This window comes from Formosa sp. Hel1_31_208, from assembly GCF_900104785.1.
GTDB lineage: Bacteria > Bacteroidota > Bacteroidia > Flavobacteriales > Flavobacteriaceae > Psychroserpens.
In genome coordinates, this window is record NZ_LT629733.1 from 967,236 (window position 1) to 985,918 (window position 18,683).

15 protein-coding genes are annotated in these 18,683 nt (G+C 34.8%); 13 read left to right on the top strand and 2 right to left on the bottom strand.

What is annotated here, in order from left to right:
* Positions 1-1,227, bottom strand: a complete 1,227-nt coding sequence (locus BLT57_RS04220) for a Pycsar system effector family protein (RefSeq protein ID WP_091422723.1) — start codon at positions 1,225-1,227, stop codon at positions 1-3.
* 201 nt (positions 1,228-1,428) lie between these two features.
* On the opposite strand from BLT57_RS04220, the gene BLT57_RS04225 reads away from it, so the two are divergent.
* The 5 genes from BLT57_RS04225 (at position 1,429) to BLT57_RS04245 (ending at position 10,280) form a co-directional block, all read left to right on the top strand.
* Entirely contained in the window at positions 1,429-2,991 is a 1,563-nt protein-coding gene (locus BLT57_RS04225) for a YdiU family protein (RefSeq protein WP_091422726.1), read from the top strand.
* A gap of 247 nt (positions 2,992-3,238) precedes the next feature.
* Positions 3,239-4,456 (top strand): bifunctional alpha/beta hydrolase/OsmC family protein, encoded by a 1,218-nt coding sequence (locus BLT57_RS04230; protein WP_091422731.1) that lies wholly within the window; start codon positions 3,239-3,241, stop codon positions 4,454-4,456.
* Positions 4,457-4,477: 21 nt separating this feature from the next.
* The gene (egtB, locus tag BLT57_RS04235; RefSeq protein ID WP_091422734.1) at positions 4,478-5,623 is read left to right on the top strand and encodes an ergothioneine biosynthesis protein EgtB; all 1,146 of its coding nucleotides are present in this window, start codon (positions 4,478-4,480) and stop codon (positions 5,621-5,623) included.
* A gap of 1 nt (position 5,624) precedes the next feature.
* Positions 5,625-6,569, top strand: coding sequence for an L-histidine N(alpha)-methyltransferase (locus BLT57_RS04240; RefSeq protein ID WP_091422737.1), 945 nt, complete (start codon positions 5,625-5,627; stop codon positions 6,567-6,569).
* A gap of 33 nt (positions 6,570-6,602) precedes the next feature.
* Positions 6,603-10,280 (top strand): metallophosphoesterase, encoded by a 3,678-nt coding sequence (locus tag BLT57_RS04245; RefSeq protein ID WP_091422739.1) that lies wholly within the window; start codon positions 6,603-6,605, stop codon positions 10,278-10,280.
* On the opposite strand, the gene BLT57_RS04250 is transcribed toward BLT57_RS04245, so the two are convergent.
* Positions 10,281-11,111, bottom strand: a complete 831-nt coding sequence (locus BLT57_RS04250) for a hypothetical protein (RefSeq protein ID WP_231928764.1) — start codon at positions 11,109-11,111, stop codon at positions 10,281-10,283.
* A gap of 102 nt (positions 11,112-11,213) precedes the next feature.
* Here BLT57_RS04250 and BLT57_RS04255 point away from each other — a divergent pair, with 102 nt between their 5' ends.
* The 8 genes from BLT57_RS04255 (at position 11,214) to BLT57_RS04290 (ending at position 18,650) form a co-directional block, all read left to right on the top strand.
* On the top strand, positions 11,214-11,924 hold the full coding sequence (locus BLT57_RS04255; RefSeq protein ID WP_091422742.1) for a glycerophosphodiester phosphodiesterase family protein: 711 nt from the start codon (positions 11,214-11,216) through the stop codon (positions 11,922-11,924).
* Positions 11,921-13,138, top strand: a complete 1,218-nt coding sequence (locus BLT57_RS04260) for an NAD(P)/FAD-dependent oxidoreductase (protein ID WP_091422744.1) — start codon at positions 11,921-11,923, stop codon at positions 13,136-13,138. Before BLT57_RS04255 ends, BLT57_RS04260 begins: the two co-directional genes overlap by 4 nt.
* Positions 13,135-13,683, top strand: coding sequence for a DUF1697 domain-containing protein (locus BLT57_RS04265; protein ID WP_091422746.1), 549 nt, complete (start codon positions 13,135-13,137; stop codon positions 13,681-13,683). The genes BLT57_RS04260 and BLT57_RS04265 overlap by 4 nt, the downstream gene beginning before the upstream one ends.
* A gap of 85 nt (positions 13,684-13,768) precedes the next feature.
* Positions 13,769-14,857 carry a diphosphomevalonate/mevalonate 3,5-bisphosphate decarboxylase family protein gene (locus BLT57_RS04270; RefSeq protein WP_091422748.1) on the top strand — a complete coding sequence of 363 codons (1,089 nt, stop codon included), beginning with the start codon at positions 13,769-13,771 and terminating at the stop codon, positions 14,855-14,857.
* Positions 14,858-14,943: 86 nt separating this feature from the next.
* Positions 14,944-15,873 (top strand): mevalonate kinase, encoded by a 930-nt coding sequence (locus BLT57_RS04275; RefSeq protein WP_091422751.1) that lies wholly within the window; start codon positions 14,944-14,946, stop codon positions 15,871-15,873.
* Positions 15,874-15,883: 10 nt separating this feature from the next.
* On the top strand, positions 15,884-16,786 hold the full coding sequence (locus BLT57_RS04280; protein ID WP_091422754.1) for a geranylgeranylglycerol-phosphate geranylgeranyltransferase: 903 nt from the start codon (positions 15,884-15,886) through the stop codon (positions 16,784-16,786).
* Complete coding sequence (locus BLT57_RS04285) at positions 16,786-17,736, top strand: carbon-nitrogen hydrolase family protein (protein WP_091422757.1); 951 nt, start codon at positions 16,786-16,788, stop codon at positions 17,734-17,736. The genes BLT57_RS04280 and BLT57_RS04285 overlap by 1 nt, the downstream gene beginning before the upstream one ends.
* A 38-nt stretch (positions 17,737-17,774) precedes the next feature.
* Complete coding sequence (locus BLT57_RS04290) at positions 17,775-18,650, top strand: pseudouridine synthase (protein ID WP_091422762.1); 876 nt, start codon at positions 17,775-17,777, stop codon at positions 18,648-18,650.
* Positions 18,651-18,683: the final 33 nt, after the last annotated feature.

Sequence of the window (18,683 nt, forward strand, 5' to 3'; positions counted from 1 at the left end):
CTACAATAAGGAGTTTGCTCCGTCTATTAAAGTATTAGATTCAGACAATTGAAATGCTACAGCAAAGCAAATGACACTTACTACTATGCCTATCATGAATACAGTATAGGTTAATCTTAATAGACCATATTTCCGATTTAAAACGAGCCCGAGAAAGTAAAGATCTTTAGTCAGAGAGCTGTAAAGGTAATCTCTATCTTGCATCATTTCTGTCATTGCCCATTCAAATTCATCCAGTTTCATTTTATGGAAATTTCCGAAGAACAGAAGATTAACTTTTTTATTAGCCACATCTTCTTTAGTAAATTTTCCACGTGTAACATTTGGACGCGTAGCTAAAACAGATAACACGATTGAAGCCAATGTAAATAAGGCAAAAATAGCTGTTGGCCAAATTAAATACTGATTCGATGGATTATCGAGTTTAGATACGAGATTGGAAAGGACTAAGGAAATAATAATGGCATTCACTGAGAGTAAAATGTTGGCCTTTGTATCGGCAATATCACTCAATGTAATATGATTTCTAAGGGCAACTCTAAACATGGTTTCGATACCACGTTCGGGTAAGTCCATTTTTTTCTTTTTGAAACTAAGCTCCGCTTTTTTTTGCTTTAATTTTTCCGTTCTCTCTTTTATTTTATTCTGACTTTGTAATAAACGAGCTAGATTTTGTCCTTTTCGTTTTTCCCATTTACGTGCGGCAATATCAGAATAGAAGGTGTGGTTTGTTAAAAATGAAATATTATCCTGTATCCAATCTGGTTTCGAAATAATTTTACCTTTTGTTAGTTCCCACTCTTTTCTCAGAAGCGCAGCATATTCATCATATTTTTTACTAGAGACATGGGCGCAATCGGCATCGCGTATCAGACCTTCTAATTCATTCTTTGGCTTCAAATCCATTTGGGTGGCTAGGATGATATCAGAAACAACATGTATTGTGTCTTCAGAAGCCCCTTGCGATTTTAAAAAAGCGCTTGCGATTTTTGCACTCTCCTTTTCATGTCCTTCAATCGTTTTTGTAAACCCTGTATCGTGAAACCAAGCGGCAATCAATAGATGAGATTTTTGAGGCTCATCTAATTTTATACTCTCAATTAATTCCTGAACTTTTCCAACAACACGCTGTGTATGGGCTAAATTATGATACACAAACTTAGAATCTAAGTTGTCATTTAAATAGCTAATGACATACTTTTCGGTTTCTTGAACAAGGCTTTCCATAGAGAGTAATAGTTTATTTAGTAAAAATACTAAACTTTAATTAATGCTAATCGAACAATTTACTTTGTCGTTATTTTCAATAAATCTTTCAAAATCTGAATTCTTAAATCTGTAATTTATTACAACATAAAACGACTAAATTTTTTGTAAATTATAAGATTTAAAATCATTAATTCTAATAGTCAAGTATATAAAGATTTTATGCGCTTAAACTTAAAACATACATTTATAAATGAACTGCCTGCTGATCCTATTTCAGATAATTCAAGACGACAAGTAAAACGAGCCTGTTTTTCATATGTTACTCCGAAATTAACGAAATCACCGAAGCTTCTTCATGTCTCAAAAGAGATGGCTAATGCTTTAGGAATTTCGGAACGAGATCTTTCTAGTGAGACCTTTACAAATGTCATAACTGGGAATACTCTTTTGCCTAATACTAAGCCTTATGCTATGTGTTATGGCGGACATCAATTCGGACAATGGGCTGGACAATTAGGTGATGGTAGAGCTATTAATTTATTTGAAGTTGAACATCATGGCAAACAATGGACCGTTCAGCTTAAAGGTGCAGGAGAAACACCTTATTCGCGAAGTGCTGATGGCTTAGCTGTGTTGCGTTCGTCTATTCGTGAATATCTGTGCAGCGAAGCTATGTTTCATTTGGGAGTGCCAACAACTAGAGCATTGTCATTAGCTTTATCTGGAGATGATGTGATGAGAGATATGTTGTATGATGGAAATTCAGCCTATGAAAAGGGCGCTATAGTGTCGCGGATTTCACCATCATTTTTGCGCTTTGGAAGCTTTGAAATATTTTCTGCACGACAAGATCATAAAACACTTAAGATTTTAGTGGATTATACCATAAAGCATCATTTTTCGCATTTAGGAGCACCTTCAAAAGAAAGCTATATCCAATTTTTTGCTGAAGTTTCTGAACGAACTCTAGATATGATTATTCATTGGCAACGAGTAGGTTTTGTGCATGGCGTAATGAATACTGATAATATGTCTATTCTAGGATTAACCATCGATTATGGTCCTTATGGATGGTTGGAAGGATTTGATTTTGGCTGGACACCGAATACAACCGATAGTCAGCATAAACGTTACAGATATGGAAATCAGCCAAACATCGGTTTATGGAATTTATACCAATTGGCAAATGCATTGTATCCATTAATAGAAACCCCGGAACCTTTAGAAAACATTTTAGAAAATTATAAAGTAGGTTTTGAGCGTAAGTCATTAGTCATGATGAAATCAAAACTAGGATTAGTGCAAGAAGACGATAAAGACTATTTGCTTATTGAGGCTTTGGAAGACGCACTGCTATTAACAGAAACAGATATGACTATTTTCTTTCGAAATTTAAGCAACTTCAAAAAAGGGGATGCTAAAAAAGGATTAGAAATTGTTCAAGAAGCCTTTTATGCATCTAATGAAGTCTCTAGTAATATCGCTCAACAATGGCGTGATTGGTTTGAACGCTATGATTTTAGATTAGAAAAGGAGGTCTTGTCAAATCAAGAACGACAGTCTAATATGAATTATGTAAACCCTAAATACGTCCTTAGAAATTACATGGCCCAGTTAGCTATTGATGATGCGAATAAAGGAGATTATAAGCTAATAGATGAACTGTTTCAATTGCTTAAGCAGCCTTATGCTGAACAACCTAATATGAATAAATGGTTTGCCAAACGACCCGATTGGGCACGTCATAAAGTAGGTTGTTCTATGCTATCTTGTAGTTCGTAATGCGCATCAAGTCACTTATAATATTTTGAATTAAAGTTTTGTTAACAAAACATCACGAATTGTGAAGTTATAATTGCCACTACAAATTCTGAAGATTTAAAGTCAAAGCTCAAGGTCAGAGACTTTCAATTATCTATTGCTAATCTCGACAGGTTTAAGGAATTTAAAATAGATACGACAAACTATTGGGTAGACCACAAAAAACGGAAACACTTAGAGGTCACATCGACATTTTAACCATAGAGTTATGAGAAACGAGAAATTACATATAGAAAATAAAAAGGGAATTAAACTTCAGGCCTATCTTGAATTACCTGCAAATCAAAACCCAAATTATTTTGCCGTTTTTGCACATTGTTTTACGTGCAGCAGTACCTTAAGTGCAGTGAAAAATATAAGTCGATCTTTAACCAATCACGGGTTTGGCGTTCTTAGATTTGATTTTACAGGTTTGGGACGAAGTGAAGGTGAGTTTGCCGATAGCCATTTTTCGGCTAATGTCTATGACTTGATAGCAGTTAATGACTATTTAATAGAACATTATAAGGCGCCATCATTGTTAGTTGGTCACTCTCTAGGAGGTGCAGCAGTTCTAGTTGTGGCCTCAAAATTGGATAATATCAAGGCCGTAGCCACTATTGGTGCTCCTTCAACAGTAGGTCATGTAAAGCATCTATTCTCTCATGGTCTTGAACAGGTTAAAGAAAAAGGTGAGGTTGAAGTTAATATTGGTGGACGACCATTTAAAATTAATGAAGAATTTGTAGCCGATTTTGACAAAACCGATTTACCCGCTATTGTAAAATCTTTAAGAAAACCATTACTTATTTTACATTCTCCAATAGATACAATTGTTGGTGTGAAAAATGCGCATGAGTTGTATCATAATGCGCACCATCCTAAAAGTTTTGTCAGTTTAGATAATGCTGATCATTTATTGAGTAACGCTCCTGATAGTTCTTATGTTGGAGATATGATTGGCACTTGGGTAAAACGTTATTTTGAACCTCAAGATAATAAAATGTTAGATACAGGTGGTGAACAGTTGGTCGCTCATTTAAATTTAAAAGAAGATAAATTCACGACTACCATTCAAACTTCAAAACACAGTTTTATTGCAGATGAACCAACATCTGTTGGGGGTGATGATTTTGGACCTTCACCTTATGATTTTTTAAGTGCTGGATTAGCCGCTTGCACAGTCATGACCTTAAAACTTTATGCTGAGAGAAAAAAATGGGACTTGCAAGAAGTCTTCGCGCATATTACATATTCCAAAAAACATAGTGATGATTTAATGTTAGATGTAGATAAACCAAAACGTATGGACCATCTATTAAAAAAATTGACTTTTATTGGTAACTTAGACGAATCACAAAGACAACGCTTAAAAGAGATTGCTTCAAAATGTCCCGTTCATAAAACACTACAAAGCGAAGTTATTATTGATACCGAACTTATCTAAAACATATTTCATTACTTATAAATGATTTTAAAAGACTCATATTTAAAAACGCGACAACGATTTATTTCTATTTGTAAATCTTTGAAAATAGAAGATTACTCAGTGCAACCTCAACCCTTTGTGTCTCCACCAAAATGGCATTTGGCGCATAGCACTTGGTTTTTTGAACAGTTTGTGCTTTGTCAATTTAAGAAGAATTACGTCGTTTATGATGACGATTTCGCCTATTTATTTAACAGTTATTACAATAATGCAGGCAAACGAATTTTACGACTAAACAGAGGTTTGATGACTCGCCCAACAGTAGATGAAGTCTATGACTATCGCAAGTATGTTGATGAGCAGATGATTAGTTTTTTTACTGAAAACCCATCGAAAAAAGCTCAGGAAATTATCGAATTGGGAATTCAACATGAGCAGCAACATCAAGAATTATTCTATTATGATATCAAGTATATTTTAGGAAATCAACCAACCTTTCCTATTATTGAAAACGCCATTAGTTTAGCTGAAATTGAACAGTCTTCAAAATGGATTAAGATTTCAGAAGGGATTTATAGTATTGGACACGATGGCGATTCGTTTTGTTATGATAATGAATTAGGAAAACATAAGGTGTTCTTGCATGAGTTTGAAATTTCTGATCTACTGGTAACTAACGAAGATTATATAAAATTCATGGAAGCTGGAGGTTATGAAGATTTCAATTTATGGCATGCCGAAGGTTGGGATTTTATTCAGAAACATAAAATAAATGCTCCACAATATTGGCATCATGTCGAAGGCAAATGGTATCATTATACCTTACATGGCTTTAGAGAAGTAAACCCTAAAGCACCTGTCAATCATGTTAGTTTTTACGAAGCATATGCCTATGCTGAATGGAAAAACCAGCGCTTACCAACAGAGTTTGAATGGGAAGTAGCTTCAAAATATTTTAACTATGGGCAATTGTGGGAATGGACCAATAGTGCGTATTTACCATATCCTAATTATTCGAAGGCGGCAGGTGCTTTAGGCGAATATAATGGCAAATTTATGATTAATCAAATGGTGCTTCGAGGGGCATCTATAGCTACTGTTGACTATCATAGCAGATCGACTTACCGTAATTTTTTTCACCCTGAAATGCGCTGGCAATTTTCAGGAATAAGACTCGTAAAATAACATGAATCATACATTTGCAAATGATGTTTTAGAAGGCCTATCGGCTGAGAATAAACAGTTGTCTTCAAAATATTTTTATGACGATAATGGGAGCCGCATATTTCAAGAAATTATGAATATGCCAGAATACTATTTAACAAATGCCGAGTTTGAAATTCTCTCGTTACAATCAAAACAGATTTATAAAGCGCTTCAATTTAACACACCGTTTAATATTGTCGAGTTAGGTGCAGGAGATGGTTTTAAAACCTATAAATTATTAGAGTTTTTAATTCGTAATAAGGTCGATTTTAATTATGTACCCATCGATATTTCTCAGGAAGCTATGGACATATTGACCAAGCGGCTAAATGAACGACTTCCTAGTTTGAATGTTAAACCTAAAGTTGGTGATTACTTTGAGATATTAAAACAAAATAAGCAAAGTGATTATCCAAGTTTACTCTTGTTTCTTGGTGGAAATATCGGCAATTATCAAGAAGAAAAAGCAATAGAATTATTAAACCTATTTCATGACAATATGAAGCTTGGCGATAAGCTGCTCACAGGTTTTGATATAAAGAAGAATCCAATCATCATTCATAATGCCTATTCTGACAAATTTGGTATTACAAAACGATTTAATTTAAACCTCTTACTTAGAATCAATAAGGAACTAAATGCGAATTTTAAATTGGATGATTTTGATTTTTATTGTCATTATAATCCAATTACAGGGGATGTTAAAAGTTATTTGGTGAGTTTGCGTCAGCAAACTGTAGAAATTAAAGCATTACGTAAATGTATTCACTTTGATTATAATGAATTGATATGGACAGAGCTGTCAAAGAAATACAGTCTTGACGACATTCAAAATATGGCAGAAGCTTCAAATTTTAATCTGGTTACAAATTTTTTAGATTGTAAACACTACTTCACAGATAGTCTGTGGGAAAAATTAGTCTAAGAATTAATATCTTTATACATTGAATTTTTTGAAATGAAAAATACCAACCGCTTCGTAGTCATTTTTATATTGAGTCTTTTTTGTAATGCTTGTGCAACCTATCAACCGCAATATAAAAATGAGAATACGTCCGTATCATTTCCTAATAAAGAAATTCAACATTCGTTTTATTTAATTGGTGATGCCGGAAACTATGAAATCGGAGCGTCAGCCGAAGTTTTAAATGCGTTTAGAACAGAATTGAATGCCGCTTCTAAACATAGTACAGCTATATTTTTAGGTGATAATATTTATCCTATTGGCTTTCCAGATAAGGATCATAAAAATAGAGAATCAGCTGAAAGGTATATCAAAGCGCAAACGGATGTCGCTAAAGATTTTAAAGGGCGAACTGTGTTTATTCCGGGAAATCATGATTGGTATTCTGGTGTTAAAGGATTGAAACGGCAAGAAAAATTTGTAGAGAATGCCTTAGGAAAAAATACCTTTTTACCTGAAAATGGATGTCCATTAGAAAAGATAGACATATCCGAAGACATTGTGATGCTTATTTTAGATTCTGAATGGTATTTAACCAATTGGGATAATCACCCCACTATCAATGATGATTGTGAAATTAAAACACGCGCTAAGTTTTTTGATGAGTTTGAAAGTGAGATAAAAAAAGCGCGAGGTAAAACAACTATCGTTGCCTTACATCACCCAGTTTTCACCAACGGCTCTCATGGCGGACAATATTCGTTTGGTAGTCATATGAAACCAATTCCAGTTTTAGGAACCATAAAAAATATTATACGAAAAACGGGCGGAGTTACAACAGTTGACACACAGAATAGTCTATATAATCAGTTTAGAGAACGTATTATCACGCTGTCACAAGAAAATGATAAAACGATATTCGTCTCAGGTCATGACCATAATTTGCAATACATTGTTCAAGATAATTTACCTCAAATTGTAAGCGGATCGGGTTCGAAAGTTTCAGCAACTAGAAATGTTGGAGGTGGACAATTTTCATATGGAACAAATGGATTTGCCATACTTGATGTGTTTAAAGATGGTTCTTCATTTGTGCGTTTCATAAAGGCGCCTGAGAATGAAACTGTATTTCAAACACCGGTAATATCTCCAGATAAAAAAGTCGCAAGTCGTAATTACGATGATAATGTAGTCAAACAAACTAAAGCTTCAATATACTCTGAAGAAGAAACAACAAAAGGCAGTGCTTACAGAGTACTTTGGGGAGAGCGCTATCGTGAAGATTTTAGTAGAAAAGTAACTGCTCCAACGGTAAATTTAGACACCTTGTTTGGCGGGCTAACTCCGATTCGAAAAGGTGGTGGACACCAATCGAAATCTGTTCGACTGGTGGATAAAGAAGGACGAGAATATGTCATGAGAGCACTGCGAAAAAATGCCATACAATATTTACAAGCTGTGGCTTTTAAAGACCAATATATTGAAGGGCAATTTGATAATACCTATACTCAAGGGCTCCTGTTAGATGTCTTTACGGGTTCTCATCCTTATGCACCATTTACGATTGCAACCTTATCAGATGCTGTAGGGATATATCATACTAATCCTGTATTGTATTATGTTCCTAAACAAAAAGCTTTAGGTGACTATAATAATGAGTTTGGTGACGGGTTATACATGATTGAAGAACGAGCGGGAGATGGTCATGGAGATAATGCTAGTTTTGGGTTTTCTAATGAGTTGATTAGTACTGACGATCTATTAAAAGAACTGCAAGAAGACGAAGATATAATACTTGACGAAGCAGCTTATGTTAGAGCACGTTTGTTTGATATGCTTATAGGTGATTGGGATCGTCATGAAGATCAATGGCGATGGGCAAAATTTGACAAAGACGGAAAGACGATGTATCGTCCTGTGCCAAGAGATCGCGACCAAGCCTTTTCAATTATGGCAGATGGGGCCTTGCTAGGTGTTGCATCAACCTTAATTCCATCATTGCGTTTAATGAAAAGTTATGATGAAGAACTAAAAAGTCCAAAATGGTTTAATTTAGCACCTTACCCATTAGATATGGCTTTAATTAACGAGTCAAATCGGGAGGTTTGGAATATCCAAGTACAGCATATTGTTGACAACCTTACAGATGAGATTATTGATGAAGCATTTACTTATTTCCCTTCGGAAGTTAATCAGGAAACCATTGAAACTATTAAACGAAAACTGCAAGGAAGACGCTCAAACCTTCAAAAGATATCTGATGATTACTACAATCATATTAATAGGTTTGGATTAATAAAAGGAACTGATAAAGATGATTGGTTTGATATTCTGCGACTACCAAATGGGGAAACGAAAGTGACAGCTTATAGAATTAAAAAAGGTAAAAAAGCAGATGTTTTTCATGAACGCAGTTATACGTGTGAAGACACAAAAGAAATCTGGATTTATGGTTTAGATGACGACGATGTATTTCATGTCTCTGGAGAAGGAAATAAACTTATTAAATTAAGATTAATTGGTGGTCAAAATAAAGATGTCTATGACATTCAGAACGGTAAGAAAGTAAACATCTATGATTATAAATCAAAAGAAAGTGAGTTTTTAACAACTAAAGGTCATGTGAAGCTAACTGATGACTATGAAACCAATGTTTATGACTACAAAAAATTAAAAAATAGTAGTAATCAATTTATTCCAACCATTGGCGCTAATCCAGATGACGGACTTAAAATAGGATTCGCAAATACATATACTAATTATGGATTTGAACGTAATCCATTTACCTCGCAACATACGATTTCAGGAGCATATTATTTCGCTACTCAAGGATTTGACCTTGGATATAAAGGTGAATTCGCCCATGTTATTGGACGTATGAATTTAGGTATTAGAGCTCATTTTACAAGTCCAAATTATGCGATTAACTTTTTTGGTTTTGGAAATGAAACCCAAAATCCAGAAGCCGATGAGGCTGACGGATTAGATGTAGATTTAGATTATAATCGTGTTAAGTTGAGAAACTTAACATTTTCACCCTCTTTAATTTGGAGAGGTCGTCTAGGAGCGAGCTTTGAAGTTGGATTAATATATGAGTCTATAGAAGTTGAAGAAACAGAAGGACGATTCATCAATTTATTTATAGGAGAGAATTTAGATGTCAATGATGATTTTTACGGTATAGATGCTAAATATCAATATGAGAATTCTGATAATAAAGCATTTCCAACATTAGGAATGAGGGTCGCTTTACAGGCAGGTTATAAAAATAATGTTAGTTCGTCTAATGGGTTTGGTTATATCATTCCAGAACTAGGATTTGATTATAAATTAGTATCAAGCGGACAGTTAGTTTTGGCAACTAAATTAAAAGGGCAATTTAATATTGGAGATGAGTTTGAATTTTATCAAGGCGCAAATCTTGGAGCAAATGAAGGGCTTCGAGGTTATAGAAATGAGCGGTTTACAGGAAAAAGTGCTTTTGTGCAAAGTACAGATTTGCGTTTAAATTTACGAAAAATAAAAACAGGTATTTTACCATTGCAAATTGGATTTTATGGTGGCGCCGATTATGGTCGAGTTTGGGTAGATGGTGAAGATTCTGACCGTTGGAATAACTCCTTTGGTGGTGGAATTTTTGCCAATGCTGCAGATATGATTACCGCAAATATTTCTGCATTTAATAGCGATGACGGTATACGACTAGCCTTTAAATTAGGGTTTGGATTTTAGTTAATCTAAGGCAAAACGGTAAATATTTCCGCCTTCGTGTTTCGTTTTTTCATCCGTAATTAAGACTGTGTTTGAATTGATGAAATTAATGCCTTCCTTTTGTGAATCATGATCAAATTTTATGGCGTCAATCGTTCCACTGAAAAAATCAGCACCTGTAAAGTTTGTTATTTTCCATAGTTTATCATGATTTAATAACACTACAGTGTTACCGTCATCACTGATATCCGCAGAGGTCACTTTGGTGTGTTTACCCTTTAGTTTTACTTCTGAAATGTATACAGCCACATGATCTCCAATCACATTAGGAACCGTAATTAACTTACATTTTTTGTGATCTTTACTGAAGATATAAAAGTATCCATCGAAAAGAAAAAACGACTCAAAATCTTGCGACTTCATATCTTTAGGAAGCTGGAAACTGATAACCTGAGCATCAACAGAGTCTTTTGCTTCTGATGGATTCGTCACTTTGTAAATTGCGAAATTTTCTCGTTTTTTTGAATTGTTTCCAAAATCACCAATATAGATATTTCCGTAGGTGTCCGAAGTCAAGTCTTCCCAGTCAATATTTTGAACATTATCAATATCGATATCTTTTATAATATCGCCATGAACACTCAAGCCATAGAGATTATTCTTGTTGCCAGCGTCTTCAATAACCCATAATAATTCAGAATCCTTTACTTTTTCTATGGCTGAGGTCTCTTTTAAACTTGAGGGTAAATCTGCAATAACCGTAAGTTTTCCCGTATCACAAGAACTGATCAGAAAAAATAGAATAAAAAGGGTGATGATATTTAAGTTCATAGTCTCTAAATCTGACCTCAAGAAATGAGTTTTTCTTCGGAAAATGAAATCTAAAGTCTTAAAGATTCTTTAAAACATATTATGTTGTGATTACTCAACCAATATTTAATACTTTTATCATTCATGACAGCACCACTTAATATAGGGCATCGCGGAGCTAAAGCTCATATAGCAGAAAATACCTTAGCATCTATTAAAAGAGCATTAGATTTAGGTGTTGATGGGGTAGAAATAGATGTGCATAAGTGTGCCTCGGGCGAATTAGTCGTCTTTCATGATTTTACGCTTGACCGTATGACCAATGGCAGTGGAGAAATTGCGAAACATACATGGAGCCAACTGCAAAACCTTAAAATTGATGAGCAGTTTTCAATACCATCACTCACTCAGGTTTTAGATCTTATTAATAAGAAATGTCTGCTCAATATTGAACTTAAAGGAAAGGATACAGCTACGGAAACTTGCCGATTAATAGCAGACTATGTTAGACGTAAAGACTGGCATGAAAATCAGTTTTTAATCTCCAGCTTTCAACATCAGGAATTAGAACAGGTATGTCAACTGAATACAAACTTACGCTTGGGAGTCTTAACGAAAGCCAGTGTTACTGATGCCTTAGTTGTTGCAAAAAGAGTTAATGCTTATGCCATACATCCAAATGTTGCGTTGCTCTCAAAAGCAAATGTAAAACTTGCAAAAGAAAAAGGTTATAAAGTTATTACATGGACTGTTAATGACGATGAAACCATTGAACGTATGCGACTTTATGGTGTTGATGGGATTATTTCTGATTATCCCGATAAACTAAAAGGGATTAATATATTTACTAAATGAGTAATTACGATGTTATCATAGTAGGAGGTGGAGCTGCAGGTTTTTTTGCGGCTATTAATATCGCAGAACAGAATTCGCATCTGAAAGTTGCTATTCTCGAGCGAGGAAATAGTGGGCTCCAAAAAGTAAAAATATCAGGAGGTGGACGATGCAACGTCACGCATGCAGAATTTATTCCTTCAGAATTAGTGCGCAACTATCCTAGAGGTGAAAAGGAATTGTTAGGACCATTTCATCAATTCATGACAGGAGATACGATTGAGTGGTTTGAAAACAAAGGGATTGCCTTAAAAATTGAAGAGGATGGCAGAATGTTTCCTGTCTCTGATAGCTCGCAAACCATTATCGATTGCTTTTTAAATGAAGCCCAGAAATATAAGGTTGAGGTATTATATAATCATTCGGTAAAATCTATTAAGCATGTAAATGATATGTGGCAACTAGATACGAATCAAGGTGGATTTGCATCTGAGAAATTATTAATCGCTACAGGTAGTAACCCAAAAATCTGGAGACTTATTGAAAGTTTAGGGCATACCATATCGAAGGCAGTACCATCGCTTTTTACTTTTGATATACAAGATGAACGCATAAAAGATATTCCAGGTGTTGTTGCTTTAGATGTTGATGTTAAAGTGGTTGATTCAGATTTGTGGAGCGAAGGACCACTTCTCATTACTCATGTAGGAATGAGTGCGCCAGCAATATTAAAATTGTCAGCTTTTGGTGCAATAGAATTGGCAAAACGTGATTACAACTTTGACATTGAGATTAACTTTGTAAAACAATCTTATGAAGAGTGTATAGAACAACTGAAACAACTCAAGCATAATTTGGCCAAGAAGACCGTTTTAAAGTCGGCTCAATTTGAACTGCCTAAACGCCTTTGGCGAAAGTTAGTATTAGCCTCAAACATGACCAACGAAACACGTTGGGCCGATTTGAGTAAATCACAAACAGAACAGTTAGCTTCACAGCTTACCAAAGCCGTTTTTAAAGTGACCGGTAAAAGCACATTTAAAGAGGAATTTGTAACGGCTGGAGGCATTGACCTTAAGGAGGTTAATTTTAAAACCTTCGAAAGTAAATTGCATAAGAACCTGTATTTTGCAGGAGAAATTTTAAATATTGACGCTATCACCGGAGGGTTTAACTTTCAGAATGCTTGGTCTGGAGCATATATTGCCGCAAAAGCCATAACATTAAGCTCATGAAAACAGTTATTGTATTGCTTAGAGGTATAAATGTTGGAGGTCATAAAAAAATCCCTATGGCAGAATTAAGAGACCTATTGGCTTTAGAAGGTTATCAAAATGTTAGAACCTATATTCAAAGTGGTAATGTTGTATTAGAATCGGCTGAAGACAGTCTTACGGTCATTGAAGATACCGTTCAGAAAGCCATTCATTCAAAATTTGGATTTGACGTGCCAGTGATTGCTAAAACCAGTAAAGCGTTACAATTAATTTTTGATGCCTGTCCATTTTCTGAAGAGAAGAAAATCAAAAGCTATTTTACTTTGTTGCAGTCTACTCCTAAAAAGCAAGACGTGATAGAGGCAACTAAAAAACAGTATGATGGCGAAGAATATGTAATTCTTAATAATTGTATTTATTATTACTGCGAAAAGGGATATGGCCAAGCTAAATTCAATATGAGTTTATTTGAGAGAAAACTTAATACCCAAGCAACTTCAAGAAACTATAAAACTATGCTAAAATTGTTGGCAATGTCTGATGAAAATGAAAAAGACCATTAGATATTTCCTATTTTTGCTGCGTTATATCAATTACTCAATACAAGACGTCTGTATCAAACGCTCTTTATGAGATGAATTATTATTAATGACTGAAAAATCGTTTATTCTTAAGCCCAATACACATACACTAGAGAATGGTAGTGTAACTTGGTCGTCACCAAGTAATATTGCACTAGTAAAATATTGGGGCAAAAAGCAGCATCAAATTCCAGAAAACCCATCTATAAGTTTTACACTAGACAATTGTAAAACAATAACAAATCTTACTTATGCTTCAAAGGACTCACGTTCAGGTTTTTCTTTTGATGTGTTTTTAGATGGTGAACAAAAAGACAGTTTTAAATCTAAAATTGAAACTTTCTTTAAACGAATAGAACAGTATGTGCCATTTTTGAAGGATTATCATTTTATAATTAAAACGTCAAACACATTTCCACATAGTTCAGGTATAGCCTCTTCGGCTTCAGGAATGAGTGCATTGGCATTGTGTTTAATGAGTATTGAAAAAGAACTTTCAGAAGACATTTCCGAAGAATTCTTCAAGCAAAAAGCGTCTTTTTTAGCGCGTTTAGGTTCTGGTAGTGCTTGCAGGAGTGTTGAAGGTGATCTTATAGTTTGGGGGTCTCACAAGGCGATTGTTGGCAGCTCTGATCTTTTTGGTGTGAAATATCCATACAATGTTCATCAGAATTTTAAAAACTATCAGGACACGATTTTGCTAGTAGATAAAGGGGAGAAGCAGGTGAGCAGTACAGTGGGTCATAATTTAATGCATAATCACCCATTTGCGACAAGACGCTTTGAGCAAGCACATAAGAACATGTCTCAGCTCATGAACGTTTTTGAAAATGGAGATTTGGATGCTTTTGTGAACATAGTTGAAAGCGAAGCCTTGACCTTACATGCTATGATGATGACCAGTTTGCCGTATTTTATTTTAATGAAACCAAATACACTTGAAATTATCAATAAAATTTGGTCTTACAGGAACACAAACAATTCAAAAGTTTGTTTTACCTTAGATGCAGGCGCTAACGTCCATGTATTATATCCAGAAAATGAAAAGGACAGCGTCCTTGAGTTTATTAAAAATGAATTGGTTGTATATTGTCAAAACGGACAGTATATTTGCGATCAAATAGGTTTTGGCGCAAAACAATTAATAGATGAGTAATATTTTTTATAATTGTCTTAACTATTGGCAGTGAATCAAATACTATAATTATACCTATATTTGTTAAAGCAAATTGCTAGAAATACATGAAAGGACCTCTTTTTTACTCTAAAATTTTACTCTTTGGTGAGTACGGTATCATCAAAGATTCTAAAGGGTTATCAATTCCCTACAATTTTTATAATGGAGCGCTGAAAACAGATGAGAATCCATCTCAAGAGGCGATTAAATCTAATAAAAGTTTAATACGGTTTGTATCTTATTTAAAAGATATTGATTCCAAATTGGTCACCTTTGATATTCAAAGTTTAACTAAAGATGTGTCGGCAGGAATGTATTTTGATTCGTCTATCCCGCAAGGTTATGGCGTTGGAAGTAGTGGTGCTTTGGTTGCTGCTATTTATGATAAATATGCAGAGAACAAGATTACAGTCTTAGAAAATTTAACTAGAGAAAAATTATTAAAACTTAAGGTGATTTTCTCTGAGATGGAATCATTCTTCCATGGTAAATCTTCAGGATTAGATCCATTAAATAGTTATTTAAGTATTCCAATTCTTATCAATTCTCAAGATCATATTGAGGCTACTGGAATTCCGGCGCAACAAACCGAGGGAAAAGGAGCTGTCTTCTTATTAGATTCAGGTATTATTGGAGAAACAGCACCTATGGTTCGTATTTTTATGGAGAATATGAAACAAGAAGGCTTTAGAAGTATGCTTAAAGATCAGTTCATTAAACATACCGACGCATGTGTTGACGACTTCTTAAAGGGAGATGTTAAATCCTTATTTAAAAACACAAAGCAATTGTCTAAAGTGGTATTAAATCATTTTAAACCAATGATTCCTCAGCAGTTTCATGAACTCTGGAAAAATGGTATTGACACCAATGAGTATTACCTCAAATTATGTGGTTCTGGAGGAGGAGGGTATATCTTAGGTTTTACCGAAGATATCGAAACCGCTAAACAGGCGCTTAAAGACTACAAATTGGAAGTGGTTTACAACTTCTAAATTTTCACTTATGCTTTCCCGTAGACAAAAACACATTATGCTGAAATTTTTTAGCATGTTTTCTGTGGTGCGAGGGTATAATATTCTTATTGTTGTTATTGCTCAATATTTGACTTCTATCTATATATTAGCCTATGACAAGCCTCTAAAGGCTGTCATTTTTGATGTAAACCTACTCATGTTGGTACTCGCTTCTGCAGCAACGATTGCAGGTGGCTATATTATTAATAATTTTTATGATTCAGAAAAAGATCTCATCAATCGTCCAATCAAATCCAAGCTTGATCGTTTAATAAGTCAAAACACGAAATTGTCTTTCTATTTCGTACTTAATTTTGCGGCAGCAATAATGGCAAGTTATGTGTCATTTAGGGCCGTCATATTTTTTTCTGCCTATATCTTTGGAATTTGGTTTTATTCTCACAAGCTGAAAAAACTTCCATTTGTTGGTAATCTGACTTCGGCAATTCTTACTATTTTACCTTTCTTCGCCATTTTTCTCTATTACCTAAATTTTGAAAAAGTCATTTTTGTTCATGCCGTCTTTTTATTTCTAATGATTTCTATGAGAGAACTCACTAAAGATCTAGAAAACATGACTGGTGATTTGTTACTGGATTATAAAACCATACCTGTAGTGTATGGTGAGAAAGCTTCAAAAGTAATGCTTACAGTGTTAATTGTTCTCACTAGTGTTCCTGTTTATCTCTTACTTAATCATTTTGATTTGGGATACATGTACTTTTTTTTCTACCTCTCTGTGATATTATTACTAGTGTTTCTAATTTTGTTATGGAAATCAACAACAAAGACACACTATTTGATATTGCATAACATTATAAAATTTATCATTGTAGCTGGCGTATTTAGTATCGTCTTAATTAATGTCAATCTTGTTTTAAATCGTATGTAATGAATTCTACTCTAAAAGTTGCATTAGCACAATTATCTCCCGTATGGTTAAATAAAAAACAAACGCTTAAAAAAGTTGAACACGCTATTGCAGAGGCTTCAAAAGAGGGTGCAGAGCTCATCACTTTTGGAGAAGGTCTAGTTCCTGGTTATCCCTTTTGGTTAGCCATAACGGGCGGTGCCGAATGGAACACGGACGTTAACAAAGTATTGCATGCACATTATGTAAGTAACTCCATTACCATTGAAAATGGAGATTTAGATGGAATCTGTGCTTTAGCAAAAGAGTATGGAATAGCTGTGTATTTGGGAATTATAGAACGCCCTTTGGATCGCGGTGGACATAGTATTTATGCCTCACTAGTTTATATTGATGCTCACGGTATAGTTCAATCCGTGCATCGAAAATTACAGCCTACATACGATGAAAGGCTTACTTGGGCTCCAGGTGATGGAAATGGTCTGCGCGTACATAATTTAAAAGATTTTACTGTTGGCGGACTCAACTGTTGGGAAAATTGGATGCCGCTACCTCGTGCAGCACTCTATGGTCAAGGAGAGAACTTACACATAGCCGTTTGGCCAGGTAGTGATCACAATACCAAAGATATTACGCGATTTATTGCGCGAGAATCAAGATCGTATGTGATCTCTGTATCTAATATAATGACTTCGGAAGATTTTCCAAAAGACACCCCTTACTTAGATAGTATTTTAAAAAAATCGCCAAAAGTTTTAGCTAATGGTGGTAGTTGTATTGCTGGCCCAGATGGTGAATGGATTACGGAACCTATACTTCATAAAGAAGGGGTCTTTTATGCGACTTTGGATTTCAACCGTGTGCTTGAAGAGCGTCAGAATTTTGACCCTGTTGGCCATTATTCTAGACCAGATGTGACACAACTAACCGTAAACAGGGAACGTCAATCTACAACTAAATTTGTAGATTAATTCAAGTATTGTAGTACCTTTGCGCAAAATTAGTAACCATGGGCAGACATCAAGGCGCAAGCGGAAAAGGAAAATCTTCAATAAAAGGAGCGAGCAAACCTACCAAAAAAAATTACGGTAAAGGAAAGGATAATGCTAAAGGCAAAAGTGTAGCAAGAGCTGATGCTCCTGTAAGGAAACAGAAAACACCTGCTAAAGCCAGCAATCCAAATGAAATTAGGTTGAATAAATACATTGCAAATTCAGGAATTTGTTCACGTAGAGATGCCGATATGCACATTTCTGTTGGTAGCGTTACCGTTAATGGAAAAGTGGTTACCGAGATGGGATATAAAGTTAGATTTGAGGATGAAGTTCGCTTTGATGGCGCACGTATCAATCCGGAGAAAATGACTTATGTCTTACTGAATAAACCAAAGGGATTTGCTACAACAACTAGCGAAAGTAAAGGGCGTACGGTTATGGATTTGGTTGCTAATGCTACTAGTGCTCGTATAAAACCCATTGGACGATTAGGACGTAATTCTACGGGTTTATTACTCTTTACAAATGATGATAAAATTGTGAATAAATTCACGAATTCAAAATCAGGAGTGTCACGGTTATTTGAAATAGAGTTAGACAAGAATTTGAAATTTGATGATTTCAAAAAGATTCAGGAAGGGTTTAAAATTCAAGGGAAGTTAGTCTCTGTTGAAGAGATTAGTTATATAGAAGGGCAATCAAAAACAAAGATTGGCTTAAAAATTAAAAACACTGGGAATACCATTTTACATACCATTTTTGACTATTTCAAATATGAGATTATTCGCGTCGATTGCGTGCAAATTGCACATCTTACAAAGAAAGATTTACCGCGTGGACACTGGAAAATTTTGAGTCAACAAGAGGTGAATACATTGCAGATGCTCTAATAATTCGTTTTAACAGACGTAAATACTTGTTGT

Excerpts from the sequence above, each read along its gene's own strand:
- BLT57_RS04240 (WP_091422737.1), top strand. The coding sequence starts at position 5,625 with ATGAATCATACATTTGCAAATGATGTTTTAGAAGGCCTATCGGCTGAG.
- BLT57_RS04270 (WP_091422748.1), top strand. The coding sequence starts at position 13,769 with ATGACTGAAAAATCGTTTATTCTTAAGCCCAATACACATACACTAGAG.
- BLT57_RS04260 (WP_091422744.1), top strand. The coding sequence starts at position 11,921 with ATGAGTAATTACGATGTTATCATAGTAGGAGGTGGAGCTGCAGGTTTT.
- BLT57_RS04245 (WP_091422739.1), top strand. The coding sequence starts at position 6,603 with ATGAAAAATACCAACCGCTTCGTAGTCATTTTTATATTGAGTCTTTTT.
- BLT57_RS04230 (WP_091422731.1), top strand. The coding sequence starts at position 3,239 with ATGAGAAACGAGAAATTACATATAGAAAATAAAAAGGGAATTAAACTT.
- BLT57_RS04225 (WP_091422726.1), top strand. The coding sequence starts at position 1,429 with ATGCGCTTAAACTTAAAACATACATTTATAAATGAACTGCCTGCTGAT.
- BLT57_RS04265 (WP_091422746.1), top strand. The coding sequence starts at position 13,135 with ATGAAAACAGTTATTGTATTGCTTAGAGGTATAAATGTTGGAGGTCAT.
- BLT57_RS04275 (WP_091422751.1), top strand. The coding sequence starts at position 14,944 with ATGAAAGGACCTCTTTTTTACTCTAAAATTTTACTCTTTGGTGAGTAC.
- BLT57_RS04255 (WP_091422742.1), top strand. The coding sequence starts at position 11,214 with ATGACAGCACCACTTAATATAGGGCATCGCGGAGCTAAAGCTCATATA.
- BLT57_RS04220 (WP_091422723.1), bottom strand. The coding sequence starts at position 1,227 with ATGGAAAGCCTTGTTCAAGAAACCGAAAAGTATGTCATTAGCTATTTA.
- BLT57_RS04290 (WP_091422762.1), top strand. The coding sequence starts at position 17,775 with ATGGGCAGACATCAAGGCGCAAGCGGAAAAGGAAAATCTTCAATAAAA.
- BLT57_RS04285 (WP_091422757.1), top strand. The coding sequence starts at position 16,786 with ATGAATTCTACTCTAAAAGTTGCATTAGCACAATTATCTCCCGTATGG.
- egtB (WP_091422734.1), top strand. The coding sequence starts at position 4,478 with ATGATTTTAAAAGACTCATATTTAAAAACGCGACAACGATTTATTTCT.
- BLT57_RS04280 (WP_091422754.1), top strand. The coding sequence starts at position 15,884 with ATGCTTTCCCGTAGACAAAAACACATTATGCTGAAATTTTTTAGCATG.